This window comes from Neotamlana sedimentorum (genome assembly GCF_000943565.1).
GTDB classification, from domain to species: Bacteria; Bacteroidota; Bacteroidia; order Flavobacteriales; family Flavobacteriaceae; genus Neotamlana; species Neotamlana sedimentorum.
Genome location: NZ_JTDW01000007.1, coordinates 208,894 through 221,822, shown reverse-complemented (window position 1 = coordinate 221,822; position 12,929 = coordinate 208,894). Strand labels below are relative to the sequence as shown.

Below are 12,929 nucleotides of genomic sequence, written 5' to 3'. Positions count from 1 at the left end.
GTGTTTTTTCTTAATTTAGAAATCTCCTTATTGAATAAGAACCATAAATGCTTAGGCATTTTAAAAATCAACTAAACCATGAAATCAGAACAGATTAATAAGCAATTAAACCGTTTACTCACTATTAATTTTAAGGCCGAAAAAGCTTTCTTAGATGTTATAGAAAATGTAGAGAGTACTGTAATTAAAAACTTTTTGCGAGTTTCAGGATACGAACGAAAACAGTTTATAAAAGCAATAGACCTAGCTATTCGAGAAAAAGGTGGTGTACCAACTTACCCAGACCACACTTTGCCAAAGCCGAATAAAAAAAGTTCTAAATTAAGACAAATAATAGCTAAAAAGAACAAACTTAAAATTTTAACCGAAATTGGTAGAATGCAAGTTGTTGATATTGAGAAATATCAAAAAGTGCTTAATAATGTAGATTTACCAGAACAACTAGAAGCGGCTTTAAGAAATCAAAAAAATACTATCGTTAATTCTTTATATGGTATTGAAGTCCATAAAGATTTATTTGCAAGACAAATAACCCTTTCATAACTAATTTTACACTTTATCGATGATTTTGGTATTTTGTGGCCAAAATTCATCAAATTTTTAGGTCTATTTAGTTGTTAATTGACTGGTTTTGCTAATTTAGCTTGTACCAAATCTAATTTGTCAACTTTATTAACCCCAAATTTAAATCTGCTTAATATGAAAAATTCTCCGGAAATTACAGCACATCTTAACAAGTTACTTGCTTTAAATTTTAATACTGAAAAAGCTTTTATAAACACTTCTGAAGCGATTGAAAGTGAATCGGTATCTAAATTTTTAAGATTAATTAGCCACGACAGAAGTCAGTTTATAAAAGCATTAGATGCTGCTATTAGAACTCAAAATGGTATTCCTGAATATCCGGAAGTAACGTCGCCATTAATGATTGGTTACGGGTTGAATGAAATTTTAAAAAATATTAAATCATCGAATGATGATGTATATATTTTTAGCGAAATTGGAAAAATTCAAATGATGGATATAGAAAGATATCAAGCTGTTATTAATAAGTTCGATTTATCTGAAAAATTGGAAAGTATATTAAAAAGCCAAAAAGAGAAATTGGTGATGACATTATACGCTATTAATGTGTATAAAGATTCTTGCTCAAGAAATAGAGTTGCAGTGTAAACTGTAATTACAAATACAAATCTATTAAACCATCGGGAGTGCTTACTTCGATGGTTTTTTGTTTTTTATCAACTTTTACAATGAACTCATCGTTCATTGGTATTAAAATTTCTTTGCCGTTTCTGTCAATTTCAAAAAGTGATTGAGCTGTAGAGTCGTTAACAGCTTTAATAATTCCAACTTGACCAAAGTTTTTATCGGTAACAGTAAAGCCAATAATTTCATGAAAATAAAATTTGTCTTCGTCTAATTTTGGAAGTAAATCTAAGGGTAGATATAAGTCGCATTTTAAAATTGAATCGGCATCAGCTTCAGAATTTACATCTTCAAATTTTAAGCGAAGTAGTTCTGTTTTGTGCAATTGTGAATGTTCTACAAAAAATGGTATTAAGTTGTTTTTAAGCTCTAAAAATACAGCGTCCAAGTTTTGGTAAATCTCGGGTTCGTCGGTATCTAGTTTGGCTAAAACTTCGCCTTTAAAACTGTATTTTTTAACAATTTTTCCTAAGTAAAAACAATCTTCTTTTTTCATGACAAATTAATCGATTTGTCACCCCGAACTTGTGTCAGAGCCTCAATTTAAAATTTACTAATATATGACTAATAAATGTCTGGACAGTATTTCAAAAATGACATATTTATTTATAAAAAACTCCGATACAACGTATCGGAGTTTAAAAGTATAAAAACTAAATGTTTTTTATTCTTCTTCGTTTGAAGCTTCAGTTTCAGTAGCTTCTTCGCTTACTTCTTCTTCAACTACAGGAGCAGCGGCAGCAATTCTAGCTTCGTTTACAGCTTTTTCTGCAGCTAGTGCTTCGGCTTTAGCTTTAGTTTCAGCTTCGCTTAAACCGTCGGTTTTAGCTTGTACTTTAGCTTCTTTTTCTTGTAACCAAGCGTTGAATTTTTCTTCAGCTTGCTCTTCGGTTAAGGCACCTTTTGCAACACCACCAGCTAAATGCTTTTTAAGTAAAGCTCCTTTATAAGATAAAATAGCTTTAGCAGTATCGGTAGGTTGTGCACCATTTTGTAACCACTTTACAGCACCATCAACATCTAACTCTACTGTTGCAGGATTTGTGTTAGGGTTGTAAGCACCTAGTTTTTCTAGGTATTTACCATCTCTTTTTGCGCGTGCATCGGCGGCAACAATCCAGTAATAAGGTTTTCCTTTTTTACCGTGTCTTTGTAATCTAATTTTTACAGGCATAATAATTAATTAATTGAGGTTCTCGACCTCGGGTTATTAATGAGGGCGCAAATATACTCTAATATTTTTAATTTTCAAGTATTTAACTAAAATAATAGGCAAACTGGCGATGGTGTTTTTACGTCATGTAAAAAGGTGAGTTTGCCATTGTTTTGGTTTATTTTAAAAACCGAAATGTTATTACTGCGGCGGTTGGCTACAAGTAAAAATGTTCCTGTGGGGTCTATTGTGAAATTACGTGGCCAGTTACCTTCAACCGAAATGTTCTGGATTTTCTCTATGGTTCCAGTTTCTGCTTCACGTTTAAATACTGCAACGGTATTTTCGCCTCGATTTGTACCATATAAAAATTGCTCGTTTTTAGATAGTTGAATGTCCGCACTAAAGTTTTTTCCAGTTGAATTATTGCTTAATGTGCTGTCAAAATCTATAGTTTTAAAATTTGAGTTATCTCTTTTTATACTGGTTATTGAGTTTCCGTATTCATTAATTACATAAATAAATGTTCCGTTGTTTGATATAGTAAAATGCCTTGGACCCGGATTACCAGGTGTATTTGTAATGGCTTCAGATTTTAAGTTGTATTTGCCTTCATTTAAGGTGTATTGATAAATAGCATTCCTTCCCAAATCGGCCACAAATAATTCATTTTTATAAAATTTAGAGGAATGAGCATGTGATGTTTGGTTTTCGGTATTGTGATTAAATACTTGTATAGCTTTAGATAAACCTCCATCTTTATTAATTTGGTATAACGATACTGTGCCACCATGATAATTGGTGTTAGAAATTATAGTGCCTTCTTCGTTTATTGCAACATGACATGGCGATTTTCCTTCGCTATTTTGAGTGTTAATTAAAGTAAGTGTACCATTTTTATTTATTTTAAATGCTGAAACATAATCTGGTAGATTAGGGTTGGTAGATCGGTTGGCAGTATACAAGTATTTTCTGTTTTTTGAATATACCATAAAATTAGGGCTACTAGTTTCTGCTGCCAAAGTTTGATTAGTTAATTCACCTGTTTCTAGGTTAAATAAAAAATGATAAATGCCATTACTATCCTCGTCTGTAAATGTACCTACATATAAAGGAATATTCGTTTTTTTTAAAGTTACATGTGTTGATTTTGTTTTACAAGAGTATAGAATTAAAACAAAAATAGAGAGCCAAATGTTTTTCATAGTAACGCGTTTTTTCAAATTTAATATTTTTAAATCAATTTGTTAATGTGCTCTTAAAGGTATTATAAACCTTGTTAAATGCCTTGACATAGCATTGCTTATTAAGTATCTTTACTATGAATTTAAAACGAAGTGCTATAAGCTTGGTTGTAAAAATTCAAGGTGTAATTAATATTTAATTGTGTTTAATAATAGTTACACTTTTTCAAAAATCAAACACAAGAAATTTAAAATGAATAGATAGAATTATGAAGTACACAGAAGAAATTTCTAACAAGTTAAACGAACTTTTAGTAAAAAATTACGATGCTGAAAAAGGGTATTTAAATGCAGCTAATCATGTTGAAGATACCAATTTAAAAATATTTTTTAGACGACGAGCTACAGAACGTAGTGAGTTCGCTAAACAAATACGCAGCGAAATTTTAAATTATGGTGAAGAACCAAAGGAATCTGGAAGTTTTAAAGGAACTATGCACCGTAATTGGATGAGCTTAAAATCACTTATTTCTAATAATGATGAAGAGGCTATTTTAGAAGAGGCTATTAGAGGAGAAGAAGCAAGTTTAAAAGAATATAACGATATATTAAAAGACAGAACGCTGCCGCCTAGTATTGATGCAATGTTGTTTAATCAAAAAAACGCAATTCAGGCAGCTATTAATAGTGAAAAGTTAAAAGAACATTTAGTTTCATAAGCTATTTGGTTGGTTAGTTAGTTTGAAAAAACGCAGCTCGATTAATTTTGAGTTGCGTTTTTTTATTGCCAATATAACGATTCCATAATGCGTTTAATATCGTTTTGTAAATATTGAGCTGCAGGATAAATAGAATCATAGTTGGGTTTAGCATAAAAGTATATAGAACCAGTAAGGAAGTGTTGTACACTATCGGTAACATAAAACTGTGCTGGCGACGCTACATTGCCTCTAACCTCGGACAGCATGCCGTAAACTTTTCTTTTATTGTTTTCGTAAGGATACTTTGGAATTTCAGCGGCTTTTTGAGTGTGCTCTAAAGTAAATTTTTGAGCATCTTTTAAAAAATCGCTTAAGTTTTTTGAATTGTTTTCAATCGCTTTATACGTTAAAAAAATGGTGCCTTTTAATTCTGGATACTCTAAATTAATTCCGTAGCTATCAGTGGTTGATGGTATTGATTTTAGTGTTGTTTTTTTTGCTAAAACATTTTTATCGAAGGTAAAAGGTAGTTTTAAATTGTCGGGCGTGTATTTAGGTTCAGGATACTCTAAACGTAGTTGAGCCTTTGGCTTTGGTTTATAATCTTCGTTACAAGAAAAATAAATTATGAAAATAATTAGGTAGGCGAATCGATTCATTACAAAATGGTGAACTTTACAAGTTTTATACGTTTTTTATCCATAGCTTCAATAGTAAAAACGTAGTTTTCAAAATTTATTTTACTGTTTAGTTTAGGAAAAATTCGGGAAATCTCTAAAACAAAACCAGCTATGGTTTCGGCTTCACCTTTATTTTCTTCAAACAGAGTATCATCTTCAAGTTTAATTATTTTATAAAAATCTTTTAAAGCAGTTTTGCCTTCAAAAACATAGTTGTTTTCGTCTAGTTTAGAATAGGTTAAATCTTCATCGTCGAATTCGTCGCTTATGTCACCTACAATCTCTTCAATAATATCTTCCAAAGAAATAAGTCCTGATGTTCCGCCATATTCATCAACTACAACTGCTAAATGTACTTTTTTATCTTGGAATTCGGTCATTAAATCGTCGAGTTTTTTGTTTTCTGGTACAAAAAATGGTTCACGTAATAAGGTGGTCCAATCAAATTGTTTTTTATCAATATAAGGAAGTAAATCTTTCACATAAAGTATGCCTTGTATTGTATCGATATTATCTTTGTAAACCGGAATTCTAGAATAACCATTTTCTATAATTTCTGGCATAATATCATTGTATTTTTGTTCAATATTTAGAGCAAAAATATCTATACGTGGTCTCATAACTTGTTTAGTGTCTGTATTACCAAAAGACACAATGCCTTGTAAAATTTTGTGTTCTTCTTTAGTGGTGTCTTCTTCACTAGTGAGTTCTAGGGCTTGTGATAGTTGATCTACGCTTAGATTAGATTTTTGCTTACCTAATTTGTTATGTATAGCAATGGTGACACTGCGCATAGGTAAGCTTATTGGTGATAAAATCACATCTAAAAAGCGAAGCGGATACGCCATAAAAGCGGCAAATTTTAGGTTATTACGGCTAGCATAAATTTTAGGTAAAATTTCTCCAAATAGTAATATTAAAAAGGTAACCACAACCACTTCTAAAATAAATTTTAGTTGTAAATTAGTTACACTACCAAACATAAAATCTCCTAAAAAGGCAAATAAAATAACTACGGCAATATTTATAAAATTATTGGCAACCAAAATGGTAGCGAGTAATTTTTTTGGGCGATCTAGAAGATTTAAAATTATGTCAATATGTTTTGGTTTATTTGTGGTTTGTTCTTCTAAATCAGACTTACTTAAGGAGAACAAGGCCACTTCGGCACCAGAAATTAATGCAGAACAGAGTAAAAGCAAAAATAATAATGCAAAACCAAGTACAATTGAAAAATCAATTGCTAAAAAGGTGAGTTTTAAACTGGCAGGGTCGGGATCCAATTAGGGTTAATTTAGTTAAACTTAAAAAGGAAGATCATCATCATCAGCTTCAACTTGCTCAATAGGTTTTGTTTGAGCTGTATTGGCTTGTTGTGTTGCCATGCTTGACGCATTTTCACTTTCATTTTTTGCTGTAAGAAAGGTAAAGTCTGTGCATTGTATTTCGGTAGAATACCTATCATTGCCTTTTTCGTCTTGCCATTTTCGGGTTTTTAAACGACCTTCAATATAGACTTTATCACCTTTATTTAAATATTTTTCACAAATTTCGGCGCCTTTATTTCTAACTACAATATTATGCCATTCGGTATTGGTAACACGCTCGTTAGTTTGCTTATTGGTGTAGGTTTCGTTGGTTGCCAACGGAAATCGACCTACACAACCACCACCTTCAAAATAGTGCATTTTCACTTCATCTCCCAAATGCCCAATTAGCATTACTTTATTTAAGGTTCCAGACATAATTTTATAAGTTAAAGACAACAAATGTAGTTATTTGTGTGTCATTTTTAAAATTAATAAAAAAATATGATTGTTGGTGTTAAACTAAATCAAAATTAAATGATTCAATAAAATTTTCTATGAGTATAGGAACGGGGTAGTGATTAATATCTTTTATACTTATAGATTCTGCATTAATATTTTCGACTGTAATAATCCAGAATTTAGTATATAAATGTTGGTGAGAGAGTTTATGCACTATAGGTTTACTATTATAAAGTGTAAGTTCAAATTTTAAATTATTTAATAAGACGTTGTTTTTAAGTGTGTTTCTTAATATTTTTTCATTGGTGCTTTTTTCGGTTTCAATTAACGGGAATTGATAGAGGTTTTGCCAAATACCTTTGCCTTCTCTTTTTTCTAGTAGAGTTTTACCATCGTTACTAATAAAGACTAAAAAGTTAAAATGCTTTTTTTGAGCTTTAGCGGTCTTTAATTTTACTGGTAGTTGGTCAATTTTTTGTTTGCTTAGAGCTAGGCAACTTGTATTTAGCGGACAATTTTGGCAATTTGGGTTTTTGGGCTTACACTGTTTGGCACCAAATTCCATAATGGCTTGGTTAAATGTAGCTGGTTGGGTTTTGTCAATTAGTTCCTGGGCAAGTATTTTAAACTCTTTTGCTCCTTTGGTAGAGTTTATAGGTGTATTTATATTAAAATACCTTGACAGGGCACGGTAAACGTTGCCATCTACTACAGCGGTGACTTCGTTAAAACAAATAGAAGCAATTGCACTTGCAGTATAATCGCCAACACCTTTTAGTTTTATAATGTCCTTATAAGTATTTGGGAATTCGCCTTGCAATTCGTTAACAATATATTTAGCAGTAGTATGTAAATTTCTAGCTCTAGAATAATAACCTAGCCCTTGCCAAAGTTTTAAAACCTCGCTTTCAGGTGCATTAGCTAATTTAAAAATAGTTGGGTATTTGCTTACAAAAGCTTCATAATATGGTAACCCTTGTTTTACTTGCGTTTGCTGTAAAATAATTTCAGAAAGCCATATTTTATAGGGGTTTTGAGTTTCTCTCCAAGGTAAGCTTCGCTTATTAATTGAGTACCAATGTATTATTGTTCTTGTAAAATTCATGTGCTATTTTATAACGGGTAAACAAAAATAAACGTTTATGATATTAAATTTTAGTGAATTAGGTTTGAAATATTGAATATTTAATTCCTATATTTGCATCCCTTTAAAAATTAATAGTAACCCAAATAAAAAAAATTAAGTATGACTAAGGCTGATTTAGTAGCAAAAATTTCTGAAAAATTAGGAATTGAAAAAGGAGATGTACAAGCAACAGTTGAATCTTTTATGGATGAAGTAAAAACATCTTTAGAAAGTGGAGATAATGTTTATTTAAGAGGTTTTGGAAGTTTTATTATTAAAACTAGAGCAGAGAAAACAGGTAGAAACATTTCTAAAAACACTACTATTAAAATACCTGCTCATAATATTCCTGCGTTTAAACCTGCAAAAGTTTTCGTAGAAGGTGTTAAAACAAATGTAGACGTAAAGTAAAATAACATGCTGTATTCTGTAAGTAGCAGAATATAGTTTTTAAAATAATTATTAATTTATAAAAAGACACTATTTATGCCAAGTGGTAAAAAACGTAAAAGACATAAGGTAGCTACGCACAAACGTAAAAAACGTAGACGCGCTAACCGTCATAAAAAGAAAAAATAAATCGGAAAAGTAGTTAGTGATTGACTACTTTTTTGGTTTTTAAAAAACTAAGTTCTTTGAAATGAGTTCATTTGTTTTTAGCGCTTTTTAAATAAAGTGTGTTATTGAACTCCACGGATAATTCCCAATATACTCGATGAAATTGTCGAGATTGGGACCTGTGAAAAATATTGTATAATCCATCTGTTACGCTATAGGTGTAATGGATTAAAATTAACAACATGGATAAAGAATTGATTATTCGATCTAGTTCCGACGATGTTGATTTTGCCTTATTAAAAGATGGAAAACTTATTGAATTACAAAAGGACGAAGGCGAGAACAAGTTTTCTGTTGGTGATGTGTTTATAGCCAAAATTAGAAAAACTGTTCCGGGGTTAAATGCCGCATTTGTTAATGTTGGTTACGAGAAAGATGCATTTTTGCATTATCACGATTTAGGCCCTAAATTACCTTCCCTTTTAAAATTCATAAAACGTGTAAGCACAGGTAAACTAAAAGATTTTTCTTTAAAAAATTTCCCATTTGAAAAAGATATTGATAAAGGCGGCAAAATTGTAGACGTCTTAAAATCAAATCAATCGCTATTGGTACAAATTGTAAAAGAACCAATATCTACCAAAGGTCCTAGAATTAGCTCTGAGCTATCTATAGCTGGTAGATATATTGTTTTAGTTCCTTTTTCTAATCGTATTTCTATTTCTCAAAAAATTGAAGACAAAGATGAAAAAGATCGACTAAAACGACTGGTCAAAAGTATTACACCTCAAGGTTTTGGGGTTATTGTGCGTACCGTAGCACAAGGCAAAAAAGTAGCCGAACTAGATAAAGATTTACAAAACTTGCTTAGTCGATGGACGGCAATGAGTAAAAAGCTACATAGAGCACATCATCCTACAAAAGTATTAGGTGAAATGAATAAAGCCTCGTCTATTTTGCGAGACATATTCAACGACACCTTTACAGGAATCACAGTTGATGATGAAGAGCTTTATTATCAAATTAAAGATTATTTGCAAGAAATTGCACCTAAAAAAGAATCAATAGTTAAATTATATCAATCTAACATTCCTATTTTCGAGAAGTTTGGTATCGAACGTCAAATAAAAACCTCATTTGGTAAAACCGTTTCTATGGCAAAAGGCGCATATTTGGTAATTGAACACACCGAAGCCTTACATGTTGTGGATGTAAATAGCGGAAACCGATCTAATAAAGCCAATAATCAAGAGGAAACAGCACTAGAAGTTAATTTGATAGCTGCTACCGAAATTGCGCGCCAATTACGTTTACGTGATATGGGAGGCATTATTGTAGTAGATTTTATCGATATGACACATGCTGAAAACAGGCAAAAATTGTTTAATCGCCTTCGTGATGAAATGAAAGACGATCGGGCTAAACATAAAATATTGCCTCCAAGTAAATTTGGATTGATACAAATAACAAGACAGCGCGTACGCCCAGAATTAGACATTAAAACCCGTGAAGAAAATCCTAACGGTATTAATGGTGCCGAAATTGAAGCACCTATTGGTGTAGTACAAAAAATAACGCAAGATCTTGAAAAACTATTTAAAAAAGACTATAATAAGGTAACCTTAAACACACATCCTTTTATAGCAGCCTTTTTAACCAAAGGCTTTCCATCTGAACGTTCTAAATGGTTTTTAGAACACAAAAAATGGGTGAAAATTTTACCAAGAGATGCTTACACATACCTGGAATATCATTTTTTTGATAAAAATGGTAAACAAATTAAATAAACTAAAACCCGCAACTTTATAGTTAGCGGGTTTTTTGTTATTATATGTTTAAAAATTAATTGATGTACTTAAATATATAATATAAATTTAAGTTTGTAACTTAGAGTTTCTTTTAAAATGATAACTTCAGAATTTAACGAACAAACTAATATTTTAGAAACCGAACTTAATGGTGAAGTAGATGCGGTTGATGTTTTATTGTATTTAAATGAGTTTAAATCTAATAAAGCTCTCCCGAGAAAACTAAAAACGCTTGTAACCGGTAACCGGGTAAAATTTAAATTTTCGGTTAAAGATTTAAAAGATTTTAATGATGTTAAAAATCAGTCTTTACAACAATATACTACTGTGGCTTCGGCAGTTGTAATTAATAACCCAATAGGTGCTGCCCTGAGTACTATTTATGGTGCTATTGCAAATAACGAAAAATATAAGTACAAGGTGTTTTCTACTCGAGAAGCAGCATTGCTATGGTTAAATAATATTTAATTTAAACAGCAGGGTTTGGTATATCGTTGTGTACGGCGTTTATTTGTTTTAAAATATCATCGTTTAAAGTAACCTCTATACTTTCAATATTTTCTTTTAATTGATTCATTGTTGTTGCTCCAATAATAGTACTAGTTACAAAGGGTTGTTGGGTAACAAATGCTAAACTTAATTGTGCTAAAGTTAACCCGTGCTCTTCGGCTATTTTTAAGTATTGTGTAGCTGCTTTTGTGGCATTAACACCACTATAGCGTGAAAATCTTGGGAATAGTTTTAAGCGCGCATTATCTTCGGCTGTGCCTTTTATGTATTTGCCTGATAGTACACCAAAAGCCATTGGTGAGTAAGCTAATAAACCTACATGTTCTCTTAAAGATACTTCTGCTAAATCGGTTTCAAAGCTTCGAGTTAATAGCGAATATGCATTTTGTATGGTTTTTATTCGTGGTAAATTATGAGTCTTAGATTCTTGCAAATAACGCATGGTTCCCCAAGAGTTTTCGTTTGAAATACCAATATGTTTAATTTTACCTTGTTTCACTAAAGCATCTAAACTGTTTAATATGTCGTTAAAATTGTCTTCCCATTGGGTGTCTAGTGTATAAGTTCTAACTCCAAAGCGATTAGTTTCGCGCTCTGGCCAGTGTAATTGGTATAAATCTATATAATCGGTTTGTAAACGTTTTAATTCTAAATCTATGGCTTCGTTTATGGCAGCTTTACTAAAACCATTGGTGCGAATATGTGCAGTATAATCGCCTGTTCCAGCAATTTTTGAGGCTAAAACCACTTGCTCTCTTTTTCCAGATTTTTTTAACCAAGTTCCTACAATTTCGCTTGTACGACCGCTAGTTTCTGCAGTGGCCGGTACTGGGTATAACTCGGCAGTGTCTATAAAATTAATGCCTTTATCTATGGCATAATCTAGTTGTTCGTGACCTTCTGCTTCGGTGTTTTGGTTACCAAATGTCATGGTGCCTAAACATAATTTGCTAACTTTTATATTGGTATTTGGTAGGGTTGTGTATTTCATTTTACTCCTTTTGTCATGCTGAACTTGATTCAGCATCTTATTAATTGAAACTTTTAGTTGTTAATGGATTTCGTAACGTAGTGTGGAATGACAACTATTTATTGTTACTAAACGATAAAGATAAAAAACCTTTCAGTTGTTGTTTAACTGAAAGGTTTAAAACTGTGTTAAGGTTTGCGTTAGGGATTGCAGCGGCATCCTTTTTTGTGCATAAAGGCACAAAGAAGATATAGCGTAAAGCCCGACCCTTGTGGTAACGCCCTAATTATATTATTCGTTTAATAGTTGCGAAAGCTCGTCTAATTTTGGTGTTAAAATAACTTCGATTCTACGGTTTTTAGCTCTGCCTTCTGGCGTACTATTTGTTGCTACTGGTGCAAACTCACCACGACCTGCTGCGGTTAAATTCTCTGGTGTAATTTGCGGATTTTCGCGTAAAATATTTACAATAGCTGTGGCGCGTTTGGTAGATAAATCCCAATTGCTTGTTAGTGGCCCGTTGCCAGAATATGGTACGTTATCGGTATGGCCTTCAATTAAAACGGCTATGTCTGAGTTGTCGCCTAAAACATTTCCTAATTGTTGTACGGCACGACGACCTTCGGTACCTACAGCCCAACTTCCTGAACCGAAAAGCAATTTGTTTTCCATTGAGACATACACTTTACCGTCGCGTTGTTCTACGGTTAAACCTTTGCCTTCAAAATCGGTTAAGGCATGCGAAATGGCATCTTTAAGTGCACTCATTGCGGCATCTTTATCGGCAATTACTTTTTCTAATTCGGCAACACGGTTAGAGCGTTCTGCTAATGCATTTTTTAAATTTTCTAAACGCGCACTTTCTGCGGCTAAGGCATCTTCTTTTGCTTCAAGTTGTGCTAGAAGTTCTCTGTTTTTTTCTGAATTTTTGGTAATAGCTGCCGAACTGTTTTTTTCTAAAGCTTCGTACGATGCTTTTAAGGCATCTAGATTTGCTTTGGTTGCCGCGTAATCGGCTCTTAATTTGTCACGCTCGGTTACGGCGTCGTTATAAGCTGATTTTAGCTGTTTTAATTCGTTTTCAGTAATGTTTTTTGAACTTTGTAACATTTCGTTGTCGGTAGAAAGGTCTCGATTTTCTTTTTTTAAGGTATTGTATTTGTCTTCGAGTTCTTTATAAATTTTTGGCGAGACACATGCGGTTAAAACTACCGCAAGAAGTAACAAAATGGAGATTTTTTTAAGCATGAAAAATAAAATT

Annotated in this window: 15 protein-coding genes; 6 read left to right on the top strand and 9 right to left on the bottom strand. The window is 32.2% G+C overall.

Annotation, left to right across the window (positions count from 1 at the left end):
• The first annotated feature begins 78 nt into the window (after positions 1–78).
• Both PW52_RS11590 and PW52_RS11585 read left to right on the top strand, forming a co-directional pair.
• Positions 79–543, top strand: coding sequence for a DUF2383 domain-containing protein (locus PW52_RS11590; protein ID WP_044633105.1), 465 nt, complete (start codon positions 79–81; stop codon positions 541–543).
• A gap of 156 nt (positions 544–699) precedes the next feature.
• Entirely contained in the window at positions 700–1,173 is a 474-nt protein-coding gene (locus tag PW52_RS11585) for a ferritin family protein (protein WP_131453999.1), read from the top strand.
• 7 nt (positions 1,174–1,180) lie between these two features.
• Here PW52_RS11585 and rimM read toward each other — a convergent pair whose 3' ends face one another.
• The 3 genes from rimM to PW52_RS11570 all read right to left on the bottom strand — a co-directional run bounded on the left by rimM (position 1,181) and on the right by PW52_RS11570 (position 3,567).
• Positions 1,181–1,705 carry a ribosome maturation factor RimM gene (gene rimM, locus PW52_RS11580; RefSeq protein ID WP_044633103.1) on the bottom strand — a complete coding sequence of 175 codons (525 nt, stop codon included), beginning with the start codon at positions 1,703–1,705 and terminating at the stop codon, positions 1,181–1,183.
• Between the two features lie 168 nt (positions 1,706–1,873).
• The gene (locus PW52_RS11575; RefSeq protein WP_044633102.1) at positions 1,874–2,383 is read right to left on the bottom strand and encodes a 30S ribosomal protein S16; all 510 of its coding nucleotides are present in this window, start codon (positions 2,381–2,383) and stop codon (positions 1,874–1,876) included.
• A gap of 86 nt (positions 2,384–2,469) precedes the next feature.
• On the bottom strand, positions 2,470–3,567 hold the full coding sequence (locus tag PW52_RS11570) for a lactonase family protein (protein ID WP_044633101.1): 1,098 nt from the start codon (positions 3,565–3,567) through the stop codon (positions 2,470–2,472).
• 248 nt (positions 3,568–3,815) lie between these two features.
• On the opposite strand from PW52_RS11570, the gene PW52_RS11565 reads away from it, so the two are divergent.
• A complete protein-coding gene (locus PW52_RS11565; protein WP_044633100.1) occupies positions 3,816–4,265 on the top strand; it encodes a ferritin-like domain-containing protein in 450 nt (149 codons plus the stop codon).
• A 62-nt stretch (positions 4,266–4,327) separates the two neighbouring features.
• Here the strand turns inward: PW52_RS11565 and gldD are convergent, their stop codons facing one another.
• From gldD to mutY, 4 genes are all read right to left on the bottom strand, one after another.
• Positions 4,328–4,906, bottom strand: a complete 579-nt coding sequence (gldD, locus tag PW52_RS11560; RefSeq protein WP_044633099.1) for a gliding motility lipoprotein GldD — start codon at positions 4,904–4,906, stop codon at positions 4,328–4,330.
• The gene (locus PW52_RS11555) at positions 4,906–6,210 is read right to left on the bottom strand and encodes a gliding motility-associated protein GldE (RefSeq protein WP_044633098.1); all 1,305 of its coding nucleotides are present in this window, start codon (positions 6,208–6,210) and stop codon (positions 4,906–4,908) included. The genes gldD and PW52_RS11555 overlap by 1 nt, the downstream gene beginning before the upstream one ends.
• A gap of 21 nt (positions 6,211–6,231) precedes the next feature.
• On the bottom strand, positions 6,232–6,672 hold the full coding sequence (locus PW52_RS11550) for a single-stranded DNA-binding protein (protein WP_044633097.1): 441 nt from the start codon (positions 6,670–6,672) through the stop codon (positions 6,232–6,234).
• A gap of 79 nt (positions 6,673–6,751) precedes the next feature.
• Positions 6,752–7,801, bottom strand: a complete 1,050-nt coding sequence (gene mutY / locus PW52_RS11545; RefSeq protein WP_044633096.1) for an A/G-specific adenine glycosylase — start codon at positions 7,799–7,801, stop codon at positions 6,752–6,754.
• A gap of 141 nt (positions 7,802–7,942) precedes the next feature.
• Between mutY and PW52_RS11540 the strand changes: the two genes are divergently transcribed.
• The 3 genes from PW52_RS11540 to PW52_RS11530 all read left to right on the top strand — a co-directional run bounded on the left by PW52_RS11540 (position 7,943) and on the right by PW52_RS11530 (position 10,656).
• Positions 7,943–8,233 carry an HU family DNA-binding protein gene (locus tag PW52_RS11540; RefSeq protein WP_044633095.1) on the top strand — a complete coding sequence of 97 codons (291 nt, stop codon included), beginning with the start codon at positions 7,943–7,945 and terminating at the stop codon, positions 8,231–8,233.
• A 389-nt stretch (positions 8,234–8,622) separates the two neighbouring features.
• Positions 8,623–10,167, top strand: a complete 1,545-nt coding sequence (locus tag PW52_RS11535; protein ID WP_044633094.1) for an Rne/Rng family ribonuclease — start codon at positions 8,623–8,625, stop codon at positions 10,165–10,167.
• Positions 10,168–10,284: 117 nt separating this feature from the next.
• Positions 10,285–10,656, top strand: coding sequence for a DUF7793 family protein (locus tag PW52_RS11530; protein ID WP_044633093.1), 372 nt, complete (start codon positions 10,285–10,287; stop codon positions 10,654–10,656).
• Position 10,657: 1 nt separating this feature from the next.
• On the opposite strand, the gene PW52_RS11525 is transcribed toward PW52_RS11530, so the two are convergent.
• Together PW52_RS11525 and PW52_RS11515 are read right to left on the bottom strand one after the other, a co-directional pair.
• Positions 10,658–11,689 (bottom strand): NADP(H)-dependent aldo-keto reductase, encoded by a 1,032-nt coding sequence (locus tag PW52_RS11525; protein WP_082050902.1) that lies wholly within the window; start codon positions 11,687–11,689, stop codon positions 10,658–10,660.
• 270 nt (positions 11,690–11,959) lie between these two features.
• Positions 11,960–12,916: an OmpA/MotB family protein gene (locus PW52_RS11515; protein ID WP_044633090.1), complete on the bottom strand. Its 957-nt coding sequence runs from the start codon at positions 12,914–12,916 to the stop codon at positions 11,960–11,962.
• Positions 12,917–12,929: the final 13 nt, after the last annotated feature.